Raw genomic sequence first — 15,971 nt, 5'->3', positions numbered from 1 at the left:
GGCGCGGATGGTCGCGCTGAGCTCCGCCCGCCAACGCACGCTGCTGGACGCCGCGCGTCGCGGCGACGAGACCGCCTACGGGGCGCTCGTCGAGGCCTACCGCGGGGAGCTGCACGCCCACTGCTACCGGATGCTCGGCTCCGCGCACGACGCCGAGGACGCGCTGCAGGACACGCTCCTGCGCGCCTGGCGGGGCCTGCCGCGGTTCGAGCAGCGCAGCTCGCTGCGGTCCTGGCTCTACCGGATCGCGACGAACGCCTGCCTGGACGTCATCTCCGGCACCGGGCGTCGCCAGCTGCCCACCGACTTCGGGCCCGCGACCGACGCGCACGACGGGCCCGGCCCGCCGCTCACCGAGACCGCCTGGATCGAGCCGTTCCCCGACCAGCGCGTCGGGCTCGTCGACGGGCGCGCCGCGCCCGCCGCCCGCTACGAGCAGCGGGAGGCGGTCGAGCTCGCGTTCATCGCCGCGCTGCAGCACCTGCCCGCCTCGCAGCGCGCGACGCTCATCCTCTGCGAGGTCCTCGGCTTCAGCGCCAAGGAGGCCGCGGAGACGCTCGAGACGTCCGTGCCCGCGGTCAACAGCGCCCTGCAGCGCGCCCGCCGTGCGGTCGAGGAGAAGCTGCCCGCGCAGTCGCAGCAGGCGACGCTGCGCACGCTCGACGACGAGGACCTGCGCCGGATCGTCGACGGCTACGTGGAGGCGTGGGAGCGCGGGGACGTCGACGGGATCGCCGCGATGCTGGCGCACGACGCGGCGATCACGATGCCGCCGATGGCGACGTGGTTCCGCGGCGAGCAGCTGTTCGTGTTCCTGCGCGAGTGGGCGTTCAACGGCCGCGTGTACGGGGCGGAGGGCCGCCGGCGCGTGCGGGTGGTCCCGGCCCGCGCCAACGGCCAGCTGGCGTTCGGCACCTACTCGTGGGACGAGGGGGGAGGGCGTGCACCTGCCGACCGTCCTGCAGGTGCTCACCCTCGACGCGGACCGGCGGATCACCGAGATCACCGGCTTCGTGACCCCGGACGTGTACCCGCTGTTCGGGCTGCCGCGCGAGCTGCCGTAGCCGGCACCTACTCCTCGATGTTGCTCATCACGTGCTTGATGCGCGTGTAGTCCTCGAAGCCGTAGGCGGACAGGTCCTTGCCGTAGCCGGACTGCTTGAAGCCGCCGTGCGGCATCTCGGCGACGAGCGGGATGTGGGTGTTGATCCACACGCAGCCGAAGTCGAGGTCGCGGGCCATCCGCATCGCGCGGCCGTGGTCGCTGGTCCAGACGCTGGAGGCGAGCCCGTACTTCACGCCGTTGGCCCACGCGAGCGCCTGCGCCTCGTCGGCGAACTGCTGCACGGTGATGACCGGGCCGAAGATCTCCTCCTGGATCATCTCGTCGTCCTGCCGCAGCCCGGTGACGACGGTCGGCTCGTAGAAGTAGCCGCCGCCGGACGCCGGGTTGCCGCCCGTGGTGACCGTCGCGTGGGCGGGGGCGCGCTCGATGAACCCGGCGACGCGCTCGCGCTGGACCTGGCTGATGACCGGGCCCATGTAGGTGTCCTCGTCGAACGGGTCGCCGTAGCTCGTCCCGCGGGCCTGCTCGGTGAGCGCCTCGACGAACGCGTCGTGGATGCCCGGGCCGACGATCACGCGGGTGGCGGCGGTGCAGTCCTGGCCGGCGTTGAAGTACCCGGTGCCCGCGATCATCTCCGCGGCGGCGGCCACGTCCGCGTCGTCGAACACGACGACGGGGGCCTTGCCGCCGAGCTCGAGGTGCACGCGCTTGAGCGAGTCCGCGGCGGCGGCCGCGACCGCCTTGCCCGCCCGGACCGACCCGGTGATCGAGACCATGTCGACGCCCTCGTGGCGGACGAGCGCCTCGCCGGTCTCGCCGCGTCCGAGCAGCACGTTGAAGACGCCCTCGGGGGTGTGCTTGGCGATGATCTCCGCCATCCACAGCGTCGAGGTCGGCGTGTTCTCCGACGGCTTGAGGATCATGCTGTTGCCGGCCGCGAGCGCCGGTCCGAACTTCCAGACCGCCATCATGAACGGGTAGTTCCACGGCGTGATCCCCGCGGTCACCCCGATCGGCTCGCGCCGGATCTGCGAGGTGTGCCCCGCCATGTACTCGGCAGACGCGAGCCCCTGGAGGTTGCGGGCGGCCCCGGCGAAGAACCGCAGCTGGTCGACCGCCGGCGGCACCTCCTCGCTGAGCACGAGCGCGAGCGGCTTGCCGGTGTTCTCGGTCTCGATGCGGGCGAGCTCGTCGGCGCGCTCCTCGATCTCGTCGGCGATCCGCAGCAGCGCCAGCGACCGCTCCGACGGCGTCGCGGCACGCCACTCGACGAAGCCCTTGCGGGCCGCCTCCACCGCACCGTCGACGTCGTCGCGGGAGGAGACGCCGAGCTGCGCGATGACCTCGCCCGTGGCGGCGTTGTGGACGTCGTGGGCGCCGTCCCCGGACGGGGCGACGGACGTGCCGGCGATGAAGTTCTGGAGCATGGCGCGACGCTACCAGCGCCGATGTGGCGGATCCCATGGACGCTGCGGCGTACGCGACGGGCGCGTGGACGCCCGCGTGGCGGGGCGTAGGGTCCGCGCATGCGCGCCGTCGTCCTGCACCCGCATCCCGACATGGGCGGCACCCGCCACGACCCGGTCGTCACGACGCTGGCCCGGGCGCTCGTCGGGGCCCACACCTTCGACTTCGTCTCGTCCGACCCGCGGCGGGCGGTCGACCAGACGCTGACCGAGCTCGGGGACGGGTCGGTGTGGCTGGCGGGCTACTCGTTCGGCGGCGGGATCGCGTCGCTGATCGACGACCCGCGCGTGCGGGGCTGGATCCTCGTGGCGCCGGCGCTGGCGATGGTCGCCCCGGTGATCGCGACCGACACGCGCCCGAAGCTCGTGCTCGCCGCCGAGCGCGACGCGTTCTTCCCGCCCGCCTCGCTGCGGGAGCTGACCGCCGGCTGGGCGGCGACGACGCACCACGAGATCGCCGGGGCGGACCACTTCCTGCGCGGCCACGAGCGGGACGTCGCCGCGCGCGCGGCCGCGTGGGTCCTACAGTTCGCGCCATGACCAACGTGGTGATCTCCTCCGCCGCCCGCACCGCCATCGGCGGCTACGGCAAGAGCCTCAAGGACGTCAAGCCGACCGAGCTCGGGGCGATCGCCGCGCGCGGCGCGATCGAGCGCGCGGGCATCGAGCCGTCCGCCGTCGAGCACGTCGTCTTCGGCAACGTCATCCACACCCAGCCCGCCGACATGTACATGGCGCGGGTCGTGGGCATGGAGGCCGGCATCCCGAAGGAGACGCCCGCCTACACGGTCAACCGCCTGTGCGGCACCGGCGTGCAGTCGATCGTGACCGCCACGCAGACGATCCAGACCGGCGAGGCGTCGGTCGCGCTCGCGGGCGGCGCCGAGTCGATGAGCCGCGGCCCGTACTGGATCGACAACGCCCGCTGGGGCGCGCGGATGGGCGAGTCGAAGATGACCGACCCGGTCATGGGCGGCCTCACGGACCCGTTCAACCGGATCCTCATGGGCGTCACCGCCGAGAACCTCGCCGAGAAGCACCAGATCTCCCGCGAGCGCCAGGACGCGTTCGCCGTCGCCTCCCACAAGAAGGCCTCCGCCGCGCAGGCCGAGGGCCGGTTGGACCCGTCGATCGTGCCGGTCCCGGTGAAGGTCAAGCGCGAGCTCGTGGACTTCCTCAAGGACGAGCACATCCGCCACGACGCCTCGCTCGAGGCGATGGGCGCGCTGAAGCCCGCGTTCGCGAAGGGCGAGAACGCGACCGTCACCGCCGGCAACGCGTCGGGCATGAACGACGCGGGCGCCGCGGTCGTGCTGATGGACGCCGACCGCGCGAAGGAGCTCGGGGCGCCGGTCCGCGCGCGCATCCTCGGCTACGGCACCTGCGGCGTCGACCCGAAGATCATGGGCATCGGCCCGGTCCCGGCGATCCAGAAGGTGCTCGGCCGCACCGGCCTGACGCTCGACCAGATGGGCGTCATCGAGCTGAACGAGGCGTTCGCCGCCCAGTCGCTGGCCGTGATGATCGAGCTCGGGCTCGACGACCACGACCCGCGCGTGAACCCCAACGGTGGCGCGATCGCCCTCGGGCACCCGATCGGCGCGTCGGGCACGGTCATCACCGCGAAGGCGCTCGACGAGATGGAGCGCGGCGGCCACGAGTTCGGTCTCGTGTCGCTGTGCATCGGCGGCGGCCAGGGCATCGCGCTGCTGCTGCAGCGCTCCGACGACTAGCCTCCCGGTCATGGCCCAGTTCGCTAGCCCCGACGAGCTCCACGCGCAGGTCGGCGGTGTCTTCCAGGACGCCGTCACCGACGAGGCGCTCTACGCGAAGCTCCAGAAGGTCGACACGACCGTCCGCGTGCAGACGAAGTCCCCGGACGGCCAGGTGACCATCCGGGCGGTGGCCGGCGAGCCGGGCCGGGTCGAGGTCGGCCCGTCGAAGCTCAACCCCGAGGTGATCGTCCGCACCGACGGCGACACCGTGCACGGCTGGCTGAGCGGCGAGGTCAACCCGACCGTCGCGCTGTCCAAGGGCGCGCTGCGCGCCAGCGGCCCGGTGGACAAGATCCTGCGGATCGTCACCGCGGTCCCGGCGCTGGCCGAGCAGTACAAGCTCGTCGTCGAGAACGGCGGCCGGCTGACCGAGGCGCCGCCGGAGCCCGAGCCCGCCCCCGAGTCCGCCGCGGCGGAAGATGCCGCCGCGCCGGCGGGCGAGGTGCCCACCGAGGTCGCCGAGGAGCCGGCGCCGGCCGACGAGGCGGCGGCGGCCGAGGCGCCCGCGGCCGACGAGTCGGCGGCGACCGAGGAGCCCGCGCCGGCGCAGGAGGCTGCGCCGTCCGACGAGCCCGCGCCCGCGGACGAGGCTGCGCCCGCTGAGGAGGCTGCGGCCGCCGAGGAGCCCGCGCCCGCGACCGAGGAGATCGCCGCCGCGACCGACGCGACCGTCGCCGAGGTCGAGGCCGTGGTCGAGGAGGTGCCCGCCGCCGACGAGGTCGTCGAGGCCGCCTCCACCGCCGAGGAGATCGTCGACGCCGCCCCGGCCGCGGAGGAGATCGTCGAGGCCGCCCCGAGCGTCGAGGAGATCCTCGGCGACACGCCCGCGGTCGAGGACGTCGTGGCCGAGGCCCCGGTCGCCGAGGAGGTCGTCGCCGACGCTCCGCAGGCGCCCGCGCCGGACGCCGACGCCGAGCCGGCCGTCGCGGAGGCCCCGACCGGCGACCCGGCGGACGTCGACGCCGTCGGCAGCGACGAGGTCGAGAAGTCCGAGTAGCGCCCGTGCACCGCGGCCCCGCCCCGGGGCCCGGCGCGCGTCAGTCGTCGTAGCCCGGCTCGCCGGGCAGCAGGACCCGCGCCGTCTCGCCGGTGACCACCACGCGCGGCTCCACCGGGAGGACCTCGCGGCCGGCCGCGTAGGTGAGGACCTCGTCGGCCGAGCCGAACGCGCTCAGCTGCTCGAGGTGCTTGATCGTCGGGAAGACGAGGAGGATCTCGCCCGCCTGGTGGGCCTCGAGCGCGCCACGGGGCGTGAACCAGCCGAGGTCGACGCACTCCTCGCCGTCGACCTGCGGGACCTCGCCGTCCGGCAGCGGGGCGAGGAAGAAGTGCGTGTCGAAGCGGACGTTCACCTCGGGCGGGGTGATCCAGCGCGAGAACTTCACGACCGAGGCGGGATCGACGTGCGACACCGACGCCTCCTCCTCGAGCTCGCGGACCGCGGCGGCCCGGTGCGCGGCGTCGCCGTCCCCGTCGTGCGCGTCGACCGCGCCACCCGGGAACACCCACACGCCACCCATGAACCGGGCCTTCTCGGTGCGCTTCACGAGCAGCAGCTCGAGCGTCGCGGCGCCGCCCCGCAGCAGGATCACGGACGCCGCCTGGCGCGGCACCGTCGCTTCCCCCGTGTTCAGCGTCGTGCCTGGCTCCGGACCCGTGATCTCCACACGTCGCACCCTACCCTCTGGTGGGTAGGGTGGCGGCCATGAGCGACGAGAGCACCCAGTGGATCTGCGAGTCCTGCGGCTACATCTACGACCCGGCGGAGGGTGACCCCGACGGCGGCATCCCCGAGGGGACCGCGTTCAACGACATCCCCGACACCTGGTTCTGCCCGGTCTGCGGCGCCCGCAAGAAGGACTTCGTCCCCTACGAGGGCTAGACCCCAGGGAACCGGACGGCGCGACGTGGGCAAGAAGAAGGACAAGCGCCGCGCCGCGCAGGCCGCGGCGGCCGGCCGCCCGGACCCCGCGGTCCCGGCCCGGCCCGCTGCGCCCGGACCGGCGCCCGAGGGCGGACCGGCCGGCCCGGCGACGCCGACCGCGGCGCCCGCCGCACCGCCGGCGCCGCCCGCCGCGCCCGCGGTCCCGGTGGCGCCGCCCGCCGCGGTCGCACCGCCCACGCCCGCACCGCCCGCACCCGCACCGCCCGCACCGCCCGCGCCCGGCCGCACGGTCGCGGGCCTCAGCACCCTGCGCAAGCTCGTCACCGGCCTCGACGGCTCGCGGATGTGCTTCGGCGAGCCCGTCGAGTCGGGCGGCACGACCGTCATCCCCGTCGCCCGGGTCTGGGCGGTCGGCGGCGCCGGGTTCGGCCACGGGGACCCCGGCGACGCGCCCGCCGACCAGGGGGAGGCCGGGGGCGGCGGCCTCGGCGGGTCGATCGAGAGCCACCCGGTCGGCTTCATCACGATCGCGCCCGACGGCAGCAGCCGCTACGAGGCGATCCCCGACCCGCAGGGCCGCGCCCGGGCCGCACGGCTCCTCGCCTCCGGCGCGGCCACCCTGCTGACCGCGGTCGCCGCCTCGCGCGCGCTGCGCGGCACCCCGGGCCGGACCCCGCGGCTCGGGCGACGCCGCGGCGCGCGCGGCGCCGGACTGCTGCCCCGCGGCGACTGACGCCGCGCGGATCCCGCCGCCCGCGGTCCGCCGCCGCGGCGTACCGGCCGTGCGCGACGGGTAGCCTGCCTGCGGTGACCGACCGTCGCTCCGGGCCCCCGATCGGCGTCGTCGTCTTCGTCGTGGGAACGGCGAGCCTCGGCGCCGAGATCGCCGCCGCACGCCTGCTCGCCCCGTGGTTCGGAGCTTCCACGATCGTGTGGGCGAACACGATCGCCACCGTGCTGCTGTCGCTCTCGGTCGGCTACGCCGTCGGCGGGCGTGTCGCGGACCGCGACCCGACCCCCGCCGGCCTCGCGCGGATCGTCCTGATCGCCGCCGCGCTCCTCGCGCTCGTCCCGTTCGTCAGCGGCCCGTTCCTGCGCACGTCGGTCGACGCGCTCGAGTCGGTCAGCGCCGGCGCGTTCGTCGGCTCGCTGCTGGGCGTCAGCGTCCTGCTGGCCGTCCCGCTGGTCCTGCTGGGCATGGTGTCCCCGTACGCGATCCGGCTGACCGTCGACTCCGTCGAGGAGGCCGGTCGGGCGGCGGGCCGGCTCTACGCGCTCTCGACGCTCGGCTCGCTCACCGGGGTGTTCGGCGCGACGCTGCTGCTGATCCCGCTGATCGGCAGCCGGCGCACGTTCATCGTCTTCGCGCTGCTGCTCGCGCTCGTCGCGGTCCCCTGGCTGCGCACCCGGCGGCTCGCGGGGGGCGCGGTCCCGCTCGCGATGGTCGGGCTGCTCGCGCTCCCCGTCGGCACGCTGAAGAGCACCGGCGGCGAGCGCGTCCTGTGGGAGCGCGAGACCGAGTACCAGTACGCGCGCGTCGTCGAGACCCCGGACGGCGAGCGCCGCCTGGAGCTCAACGAGGGCCAGGCCGTCCACTCCCTGTACCGCGCGGGCACCGTGCTCACCGGCAACTACTGGGACGAGCAGCTCGTCCTCCCGTTCGCCGGGGCACGGCCCGCACCGCGCCGGGTCGCGATCCTCGGCAACGCCGCCGGGACGACCGCACGGGCGATCGGCCACTACGCGCCCGAGACCCTCATCGACGGCGTCGAGATCGACCCCGAGCTCACGAAGGTCGGCCGCGAGCTCTTCGACCTGCGCGCCCCGCGACTGCGGACCCACACCGCCGACGCCCGCCCCTGGCTGCACGCCACCGACGACCGCTACGACGCGATCGTCGTCGACGCCTACCGCCAGCCGTACATCCCGTTCTACCTCGCGACGCGCGAGTTCTTCGCGCTCGTCCGCGACCGCCTGGAGCCCGGCGGCGTCGTGATCGTGAACGTCGGGCACCCCGAGCGCTCGGACGCGCTCGAGAAGGTCCTCGCCGCCACGATGCGCGCCGCGTTCGGCGCCGACCGCGTCTGGCGGGACCCGAGCGAGCCGGTCAACACGATGCTCGTCGCCACCGCCTCCGCGGTGCCGCCCGCGGACGCCCTGCGCGCGCACCTGCCGTCGCTGCCCGACGAGATCCGCCCGATCGCCGCCGCCACCGCCGACCGGCTCGAGCCCGCCCGGCGCGGGGGCCGGGTCTACACCGACGACGTCGCGCCCGTCGAGTGGCTCATCGACGCGTCGATCGTCGACGTGGCCGCCGACGGCGAGCCGGTCGGCTGAGCACGGGCGGCTCAGGCCGCCGCGGCGCCCGCGCCGATCCAGCGCGCGGGGGAGAGCGCGGCACCCGCCGCGGCGAGCGTCGCGTCGTCGAACGCGGACAGGCGGGGCAGCACCGCGACCTCGCAGCCGGCGAGCGCCTCGAGCGTCTCGCGGTTGGACGCCTCGATCGTCGACGGCTGCGCCGGCCACGGCGTGAGGATCACCGCGCGCACGTCGAGCCCGGCGTCGCGCGCGGCGGCGAGCGTCAGCAGCGTGTGGTTGATCGTCCCGAGCGCGGGCCGCGCGGCGACGACGACCGGCAGGGCGAGCTCGACCGCGAGGTCGCGCACCAGCCAGGTGGGCGTCAGCGGCACGAGCAGCCCGCCGACCCCCTCGACGACGACGAGGTCCCGGGGCGACCGTGCCGCCTGCGCCCGCGCGCCCGCGACGAGCGCCCCGGGGTCGAGGACCGTCCCCGCGAGCTGGGCGCCGAGATGGGGGAGACCGCCGGACCGAACCGCTGCGGGGAGACCAGCGCCGGGTCGTCCCCGGTCACCCGGGCGAGCAGCTCGTGGTCGGCGAGCACGCCGTCCACCGGCTCGTCCAGCCCGGTCACCGCCGGCTTGTATGCGCGCGGCTCGTGCCCGTCGGCGACGAGCGCCGCGGTCAGCGCCGCCGCCACGACGGTCTTGCCGACCTCGGTGTCGGTCGCGGTGACGAGCAGTCCGCGCACGGCGCTCAGGCGGCGCGGACGCGACCGCGGGACGACGGGGTGGCCGCGGCGACCGGACCGCCGCTGCCGGGCCGGAAGCCCGCCTGCAGCGCGGCGCGACCCAGCACGCGCGCCGCCTCGCGCAGCTCGTCCTTCGTGTGCGACGCCATCACGGCGAGGCGCAGCCGGGAGGTGCCGTCGGGCACGGTCGGCGGGCGGATCGCCTGCGCGAACACGCCGTCCTCGATCGCGAGCTCGCAGATCCGCATCGCCAGGGCGGCGTCGCCGACGATCAGCGGCACGATCTGGGTCGTCGAGCCGGCGACGTCGAAGCCCTCGCGGTGCAGCTCGTCGCGCAGCGCGTCGGCGCCCGCCTGCAGCGCCGTGACGCGCTCGGGCTCGGCCTCCAGCAGCTCGAGCGCGGCGAGCGCCGCCGCGATCGCGGGCGGGGGCGGGGCGGTCGAGAAGATCAGCGGCCGCGCCGCGTTCGTGAGCAGCTCGACGACCTCGTGGCTCGCCGCCGCGAACGCGCCGTAGGAGCCCAGCGCCTTGCCGAGCGTGCCGACGACGACGTCGACCTCGCCCTCCAGGCCCGCCTCGGCGACCGCGCCGCGACCGCCGCGACCGGTGCAGCCCGTCGCGTGCGCCTCGTCGACGACGAGCCGCGCGCCGGTGCGCCGGCACAGCTCCAGCAGCTCGACGAGCGGGGCGACGTCCCCGTCCATCGAGAAGACGCTGTCGGTGACGACGATCTTCGGCGCCGACGGGTCGGGGTCGCGCCGCGCCATCGTCCAGGCGAGGTGCTCGGCGTCGTTGTGCTCGTACACGACGGTCTCGGCGCGCGCGAGCCGGCACCCGTCGATGATCGAGGCGTGGTTCAGCGCGTCGGAGTAGATCGTCGTGCGGCCCGCGCCGACGCTCGCGAGCGCCTGCAGCACCCCGACGTTCGCGAGGTAGCCGGAGCCGAACAGGACCGCCGACTCCGTCCCCTTGAACGCGGCGAGCCGCTCCTCCAGGCGCCGGTGCACGGTCATCGTCCCCGACACCAGCCGCGAGGCGCCCGCGCCGACGCCCCAGCGCAGCGCCGCCTCGGCGGCCGCCTCGGTGACCGCCGGGTGGTCGGCGAGCCCGAGGTAGTTGTTGGAGCACAGCAGCAGGACCGGGGTGCCGTCGAGCACCACGCGGCCGCCCTGCGGCCCCGAGATCAGCCGCATCCGCCGGTACAGGCCGGACTCCCGCAGCTCCTCGAGGCGTTGCGCGATCTCGGACACGGCCTGCGGCGCGCTCAGTGACCGAACGGCATGCCGCTGGTCACGGCGGGCTCGGCGGGCCGGGTGCCCTGCGGCCAGCGGTTCGGTGCGCCGTCGGGCCGCGGCGGCACCTTCGCGCCCTTCTTCGCGTAGCGCAGCTGCGACGCGGGATCCCAGAGCTGGATCTCGATGCCCGCGTTCTCCGCGTCGGCGCGCGTGTCGAGGAACTCCTCGATGACGTCCGGGGTCTGGCCGTCGAGCCAGCCGGAGCGGTTGTCCGGCCGCGGGTTCGCGCCGTTGTCCGCGTGGCGGGCGATGTTCAGCCCGAGGTTCTCGAACATCGCGCGGTCCTCCGACGGCGTGTTGCCGAGCGTCGTGAGGAAGTTGCCCATCATCACGCCGTTGAGGCCGGCCTTGACGGCGAGCTGCTGCAGGTCACCGAGGTTCTCGGTGCGCCCGCCGCAGAGCCGGAACAGCGCCTCGGGCAGGATCAGGCGGAAGATCGCGATCCACTTGACGACCTCCCACGGGTCCATCAGGTCGCGGTCCCCGAACTTCGTGCCCGGCCGCGGGTTCAGCAGGTTGATCGGCACCGAGGTCGGGTTGATCGACGCCAGCTGGAACGCCATCTCGACGCGCTGCTCGCGCGACTCGCCGAGGTTGAGGATGCCGCCGACGCAGGTCTCGAGCCCGGCCTCGCGGACCGCGTCGATCGTGCGCAGCCGGCCCTCGTAGCGGACGGTGGTGGAGACCTCGGGGTAGTACGACTCGGCGGTCTCGACGTTGTGGTGGACGCGCTGGATGCCCGCGTCCTTGAGCTGCTTGGCGCGCGCGACGGACATGTGGCCGACGGACGCGCAGCGCTTGAGGTTCGTGTGCTGCGACACGAGCCGGGCCCCCTCGAGGATCTTCTCGAAGTCGCGCTTGGACAGGCCCTGGCCCTGGGTGACCATGCAGAACCGGTGCGCCCCGGCGGCCTCGGCGGCACGGGCGTGCTCGAGGATCTGCTCGGGCTCCATCATCGCGTGCATCGGCGTCTCGGCCTCCGCGAACCGCGACTGCGCGCAGAAGCCGCAGTCCTCGGCGCAGCCGCCGGACTTCGCGTTGACGAGCGAGCACAGGTCGGTGCTGTCGCCGAACGTCTCCAGCCGGGCCGCCCACGCGCGCTCGACGAGCGCCTCGATGTCGGCCGGCGCCTCGAGCTCACCGAGCTGGAGGGCCTCTTCACGGGTGATGAGCGGCGGCATGACCGTGCAGATTATGGGGATCGGCGGATGCCGGTCGCCCCGCCGGGGTCGATCCCGCCGGTCGGGGGCCGGACGATCGGGGGCGACGGACGGACGGTCCCCAGACCTGGGGATGGTGCAGGCGCGGGCGCCCCGGTAGCCTCGCCGGACGGGTCGGGGACGCCCGGCACGGTCCGTCCCCGATCCACCGCCCCGATGCCCGGCTCCCAGCGACCCATCCGCGTGTTCCTCTGCGACGACGTCGACGCGTTCCGCGCGCTCATGCGCGTCGTGCTCGAGGAGGACCCCGCGATCGTCGTCTGCGGCGAGGCGGCCGACGGGGCCGCGGGCGTCGACGGGGTCGACGCGACGCGGCCCGACGTCGTGCTCCTGGACCTCGCGATGCCCGGCATGGACGGGATGGAGGCGATCCCGCTGATGCGCGAGCGGGCGCCGCGCACGCGCATCCTCGCGCTGTCGGGCTTCACCGCCGACCGCCTCGCCGCACCGGTGATCGAGCTGGGCGCCGACGGCTACATCGAGAAGGGCGAGGACGTCGCGGTCATCCGCCGCGCGATCCACGACGCGGCGCAGCGCGTCCGCGCCGCCGCCTAGGAGGACCAGTCGGCTAGCAGCGGGGCGTGGTCGGAGGGCTTCGTGCCCTTGCGGAAGTCCCGTTCGATCCCGCAGCGGGTCAGCCGGCCGGCGAGGTCGTCGCTGACCAGCACGAGGTCGATCCGCAGGCCCAGGCCCTTGTGGAAGTGCCCGGCGCGGTAGTCCCACCACGTGAACTGCTGCTCGCCGGGGCGGACCGTCTCGTGGGCGTCGCGCAGGCCGCCGCGCTCGAGGATCGCCGCGAGCGCGCCGCGCTCCTGCGGTGTCACGTGCGTGGCGCCCGCGAACGCCGCCGGGTCGTACACGTCGCGGTCGGTGGGGCAGACGTTGAAGTCCCCGGCGATCGCGACGGGTGCGCCCGCGTCGCGCAGTTCGGCCGCGCGGGCCGCGAGCGCGTCGAGGAAGACGAGCTTCTCCGCGAACGGCTCGCTGTCGACCGCCTGGCCGTTGACGACGTAGACGCTCGCGACCCGTACGCCCTCGACCGTCGCCTCGATCCAGCGGGCCTGGTCGGGGCGCACCTCGCCGGGGAGCCCCGCGCGCGCGTCGCCGAGCGCGAGACCCTCGCGGGCGAGGATCGCGACGCCCGCCCAGCGGCCGCCGGAGTGGTGCACGGCCGCGTAGCCGGCCTCGCGCAGCGCGTCCTGCGGGAACGCCTCGGGCGTGCACTTCGTCTCCTGCAGGCAGAGCACGTCGGGCGCGACGGTCTGCAGGAACTCGAGCACCCGCGGGAGCCGGGCGTTCAGGGAGTTGACGTTCCAGGTCGCCAGGAGCACGTCGCGCAGGCTAGTGCCCCGCCCGCGCGGCCGTGGCGACCGTCAGGCCGGGGCGCCGAGCGCCTGGCGGAAGCCCTCGCGCCAGGAGGGGTGCGCGGGCGTCCAGCCGAAGGTCTCGCGGAAGCGGGCCCCGGAGTTGCCGCGCAGCGTGGTGGCGAAGTGGACGGCGTGCGGCCCGGCGGCCAGCCGGCCGACGAGCGCCGGCACGCGCAGCGGTCGTCGGGCGCCGAGGCAGGCGGCGGCGTGCGGGAGCCACTGCGCCGCGGCGGCGGGCTCCTCGTCGGTGACGTTGTAGCGGCCGCGGGCCCCGCCCGCCAGCGCGGCGACCGTGGCGTCGGCGGCGTCCTCCACGTGCACGAACGACGAGATCCCGGTGCCGCCCCCGACCAGCGGGAAGCGCCGGGCGCGGATCTCCTGCGCGGTCCCGCCGTCGGGGGCGTAGTACGTGCCGGGGCCGTAGAAGAAGCCGTAGCGCAGCACGACCGGGTCGAGGTCGGTGGCGGCGAGCGTCGTCTCCTCCAGCGCGAGCGTGGCCGCGACCGCGTCGCGCAGCTGCGCCGGCGCGTCGGTGAAGGGCCGGGCGTCCTCGTCGTGGACCGGCGGGCCCTCGGGCGCGGTGATGAACGAGATCGACTGGGCGACGATGCGTCGCGCTCCGGCCGCACGGGCCCCGGCGACGAGGTGGGGGTCGCCTCGGCGCGCAGCCGGTTGGTCTCGCGCATCGCCTCGCGGTAGCGGCGGACGTCCAGCGCCTTGGGCAGCGCGGTGAGCTGGTGCACGACGACCTCGGGGGCGGCGGCGACGCAGGCCGCGACCACGGCGTCGCGGTCGTAGACGTCGGCGACGTGCGCCTGGACCCCGGCGGCGCGCAGCGCGTCGGCGCGGCGCTCGTCGCGGGTGATGGCGGCGACGTCGTGCCCGGCGGCGCGCAGCCGGGGGAGCAGCGGGCGGCCGATGGCGCCGGTGGCGCCGGCGACGAGGATCTTCACGGGGTGGTCTCCTTGCGGACGAGGGCGAGCAGCAGGACGGTGAGCAGCGCCAGCGAGACCGCGTCGGCGATCCCGACCCAGTGGGTGTCGGCGTCCCCCGCGTCGAGCAGGTGGTTGAGGGTGTGCAGCGCGCTCTGCAGCGCGGCGAGCGCGAGGACCGGCAGCCGCCAGGCGGGCCGGGAGGCGGCGAGCAGGCACAGGACGCCGAGCGCGAGCGTCCAGGACGCGACGTCGCGGACGTAGTGGTCGTTGCGTCCGTCGAACGGCCCGAGCGCGGTGTAGAAGCTGCCGGGGTCGACGGCCTGCCACAGCCCGATCGCGAGCTGGAGCGTCCCGTAGGCGAGCAGTCCGGTGCGGACGGGGCGATCGCGGGCGGCGAGCATGCGGCGAACCGTAGACGCGCCAGTGGCACCCTGGGAAGATCCAATCCGATGCCGCTCGAGGAGTCCAATCGCGGTCCGGAGGTCCTCCTGGCCGTCCGCCGCACCGCCGACGCCCCGCCGCTCGGCGCCCAGGTCGAGGCGGGACTGCGCGCCGCGGTCCGCGACGGGCGCCTGCGCCCCGGCGACCGGCTGCCGCCGTCGCGCACGCTGGCGCGCGACCTCGGCGTCTCCCGTCGGCTCGTCGTCGACGCCTACGACCAGCTCGTCGCCGAGGCGTGGCTCGAGGCGCGCGTGGGGGCGGGGACGTTCGTCCGGCGGGCGCTCCCGGCCCACCCCGACGGTGCGCGCGCCGCGCCGCCCGACGACCCCGTGCCGGCGCCCACGGGCGTCCCGGCCACCGCCCGGCCCGACGGCCGGCCGCGGATCGACTTCTTCCCCGGCCACCCCGACCTGGCGGCCTTCCCGCGCGCCGACTGGCAGCGGGCCACCCGTGCGGCGCTGCGGGAGCTGCCCGACGCCGCCCTCGGCTACGCCGACCCGCGCGGCCTGCGCGAGCTGCGCGTCGCCCTCGCCGCGCTGCTGGCCCGCACGCGCGGCGTGGTCTGCCGGCCCGGCCAGATCGTGCTCTGCCAGGGCGTCGTGCAGGCGCTCGGCCTGCTCGTGCGCGCCACCGCCGGGTCCGGACGCCCGGTCCGCGTCGCCGTCGAGGACCCCTACCTGCACGAGCACCGCGACGTCCTGCACCACGCTGGCGCCGAGGTCGTCCCCGTGCCGGTCGACGAGCTCGGCGTCCGCGACGAGGCGGTCGCCGCCGCGCGCCCGGACCTCGCGCTCGTCACCCCGGCGCACCAGTGCCCGACCGGGGTCGTGCTGGCCGCCGGCCGCCGGGCGGCGCTCGCCCGCTGGGCCGAGCGCCACGACGCGCTGCTCGTCGAGGACGACTACGACGCCGAGTACCGCTACGACCGGGCGCCCGTCGCGGCCCTCCAGGCGCTCGCCCCGCGGCAGGTCGTCTACCTCGGCTCGACGAGCAAGACGCTCGCCCCGGGCCTGCGGCTGGCCTGGATGGTCGTGCCCGAGGACCGGCTCGCCGCCGTCGTGCAGGCCAAGCGCTACGCCGACGGCGGCTCCCCGGTGCTCGAGCAGGCCGCCTTCGCGCGGCTGCTCGCCGCCGGCGCCTACGACCGGCACGTGCGCGCCGCCCGCCGCCGCCAGCGCGGCCGCCGCGACGCGCTCGTCGCGGCCGTCGCCCGCGAGCTCGACGGGGCGCGCGTCGACGGCGTCGCGGCCGGCCTGCACGCGCTCGTGCGGCTGCCCGCGGCGGTCGACGCGGCGGCGCTCGTCGCCGCCGCGCGGGCGCGGGACGTCGGCGTCTACCCGCTGAGCGCCTACCGCGCCGACCCGCCCGCCCGCACCTCCGCGGTCGTCCTCGGCTACGGCGCGCTCGGCGAGGCGGCCATCGCCCAGGGCGTGCGCGGGCTCGCCGCGGCGCTGCGCGAGGTCCGCTGAGGT

Annotated in this window: 15 protein-coding genes and 3 pseudogenes; 9 read left to right on the top strand and 9 right to left on the bottom strand. The window is 75.7% G+C overall.

Features of this window, described 5'->3' with window-relative positions:
* The first annotated feature begins 7 nt into the window (after nt 1-7).
* A pseudogene (locus tag GKE82_RS07915) lies at nt 8-1,064 on the top strand (sigma-70 family RNA polymerase sigma factor).
* A 7-nt stretch (nt 1,065-1,071) separates the two neighbouring features.
* On the opposite strand, the gene GKE82_RS07910 reads toward GKE82_RS07915, so the two are convergent.
* The gene (locus GKE82_RS07910; RefSeq protein ID WP_154732926.1) at nt 1,072-2,493 is read right to left on the bottom strand and encodes a gamma-aminobutyraldehyde dehydrogenase; all 1,422 of its coding nucleotides are present in this window, start codon (nt 2,491-2,493) and stop codon (nt 1,072-1,074) included.
* A 99-nt stretch (nt 2,494-2,592) separates the two neighbouring features.
* Here GKE82_RS07910 and GKE82_RS07905 point away from each other — a divergent pair, with 99 nt between their 5' ends.
* Genes GKE82_RS07905 through GKE82_RS07895 form a run of 3 tightly spaced genes read left to right on the top strand, consistent with a single transcriptional unit; the run spans nt 2,593 to nt 5,304 of the window.
* On the top strand, nt 2,593-3,072 hold the full coding sequence (locus GKE82_RS07905) for an alpha/beta hydrolase (RefSeq protein ID WP_107571353.1): 480 nt from the start codon (nt 2,593-2,595) through the stop codon (nt 3,070-3,072).
* Complete coding sequence (locus tag GKE82_RS07900; protein WP_154732925.1) at nt 3,069-4,265, top strand: acetyl-CoA C-acyltransferase; 1,197 nt, start codon at nt 3,069-3,071, stop codon at nt 4,263-4,265. Before GKE82_RS07905 ends, GKE82_RS07900 begins: the two co-directional genes overlap by 4 nt.
* A gap of 10 nt (nt 4,266-4,275) precedes the next feature.
* On the top strand, nt 4,276-5,304 hold the full coding sequence (locus GKE82_RS07895) for a hypothetical protein (protein WP_154732924.1): 1,029 nt from the start codon (nt 4,276-4,278) through the stop codon (nt 5,302-5,304).
* A 40-nt stretch (nt 5,305-5,344) separates the two neighbouring features.
* Here the strand turns inward: GKE82_RS07895 and GKE82_RS07890 are convergent, their stop codons facing one another.
* The gene (locus GKE82_RS07890; RefSeq protein WP_154732923.1) at nt 5,345-5,974 is read right to left on the bottom strand and encodes an NUDIX hydrolase; all 630 of its coding nucleotides are present in this window, start codon (nt 5,972-5,974) and stop codon (nt 5,345-5,347) included.
* A 38-nt stretch (nt 5,975-6,012) separates the two neighbouring features.
* Here GKE82_RS07890 and GKE82_RS07885 point away from each other — a divergent pair, with 38 nt between their 5' ends.
* The 3 genes from GKE82_RS07885 to GKE82_RS07880 all read left to right on the top strand — a co-directional run bounded on the left by GKE82_RS07885 (nt 6,013) and on the right by GKE82_RS07880 (nt 8,529).
* Nucleotides 6,013-6,189, top strand: a complete 177-nt coding sequence (locus tag GKE82_RS07885) for a rubredoxin (protein WP_107571357.1) — start codon at nt 6,013-6,015, stop codon at nt 6,187-6,189.
* 25 nt (nt 6,190-6,214) lie between these two features.
* The gene (locus GKE82_RS26860; RefSeq protein ID WP_196189109.1) at nt 6,215-6,925 is read left to right on the top strand and encodes a spore germination protein GerW family protein; all 711 of its coding nucleotides are present in this window, start codon (nt 6,215-6,217) and stop codon (nt 6,923-6,925) included.
* A 74-nt stretch (nt 6,926-6,999) separates the two neighbouring features.
* Nucleotides 7,000-8,529: a fused MFS/spermidine synthase gene (locus GKE82_RS07880; protein ID WP_309233491.1), complete on the top strand. Its 1,530-nt coding sequence runs from the start codon at nt 7,000-7,002 to the stop codon at nt 8,527-8,529.
* An 11-nt stretch (nt 8,530-8,540) separates the two neighbouring features.
* Here the strand turns inward: GKE82_RS07880 and bioD are convergent.
* The 3 genes and pseudogenes from bioD to bioB form a co-directional block, all read right to left on the bottom strand.
* Nucleotides 8,541-9,190, bottom strand: a pseudogene (bioD, locus tag GKE82_RS28080) (dethiobiotin synthase).
* A 56-nt stretch (nt 9,191-9,246) separates the two neighbouring features.
* Entirely contained in the window at nt 9,247-10,491 is a 1,245-nt protein-coding gene (gene bioF, locus GKE82_RS07865) for an 8-amino-7-oxononanoate synthase (RefSeq protein ID WP_309233490.1), read from the bottom strand.
* A gap of 14 nt (nt 10,492-10,505) precedes the next feature.
* Nucleotides 10,506-11,717, bottom strand: a complete 1,212-nt coding sequence (gene bioB, locus GKE82_RS07860) for a biotin synthase BioB (RefSeq protein WP_154732922.1) — start codon at nt 11,715-11,717, stop codon at nt 10,506-10,508.
* Nucleotides 11,718-11,912: 195 nt separating this feature from the next.
* On the opposite strand from bioB, the gene GKE82_RS07855 reads away from it, so the two are divergent.
* Nucleotides 11,913-12,311, top strand: coding sequence for a response regulator transcription factor (locus GKE82_RS07855; protein ID WP_158276903.1), 399 nt, complete (start codon nt 11,913-11,915; stop codon nt 12,309-12,311).
* On the opposite strand, the gene GKE82_RS07850 is transcribed toward GKE82_RS07855, so the two are convergent.
* The 4 genes and pseudogenes from GKE82_RS07850 to GKE82_RS07840 form a co-directional block, all read right to left on the bottom strand.
* Nucleotides 12,308-13,087, bottom strand: coding sequence for an exodeoxyribonuclease III (locus GKE82_RS07850; RefSeq protein ID WP_107570360.1), 780 nt, complete (start codon nt 13,085-13,087; stop codon nt 12,308-12,310). The genes GKE82_RS07855 and GKE82_RS07850 overlap by 4 nt on opposite strands.
* 42 nt (nt 13,088-13,129) lie before the next feature.
* Nucleotides 13,130-13,567, bottom strand: coding sequence for a hypothetical protein (locus GKE82_RS28075; RefSeq protein ID WP_230316119.1), 438 nt, complete (start codon nt 13,565-13,567; stop codon nt 13,130-13,132).
* A gap of 344 nt (nt 13,568-13,911) precedes the next feature.
* Nucleotides 13,912-14,076: pseudogene (locus tag GKE82_RS31275) on the bottom strand (NAD(P)H-binding protein); the annotation flags it as partial.
* The gene (locus GKE82_RS07840; protein WP_154732919.1) at nt 14,073-14,459 is read right to left on the bottom strand and encodes a hypothetical protein; all 387 of its coding nucleotides are present in this window, start codon (nt 14,457-14,459) and stop codon (nt 14,073-14,075) included. The pseudogene GKE82_RS31275 and the gene GKE82_RS07840, both read right to left, overlap by 4 nt.
* 48 nt (nt 14,460-14,507) lie before the next feature.
* Here GKE82_RS07840 and GKE82_RS07835 point away from each other — a divergent pair, with 48 nt between their 5' ends.
* Nucleotides 14,508-15,968: a PLP-dependent aminotransferase family protein gene (locus GKE82_RS07835; RefSeq protein ID WP_154732918.1), complete on the top strand. Its 1,461-nt coding sequence runs from the start codon at nt 14,508-14,510 to the stop codon at nt 15,966-15,968.
* The last annotated feature ends 3 nt before the right edge of the window (nt 15,969-15,971 follow it).

This window comes from Conexibacter sp. W3-3-2 (genome assembly GCF_009707605.1).
Lineage (GTDB): Bacteria > Actinomycetota > Thermoleophilia > Solirubrobacterales > Solirubrobacteraceae > Paraconexibacter > Paraconexibacter algicola.
This window is presented reverse-complemented; position numbering and strand designations above follow the sequence as displayed.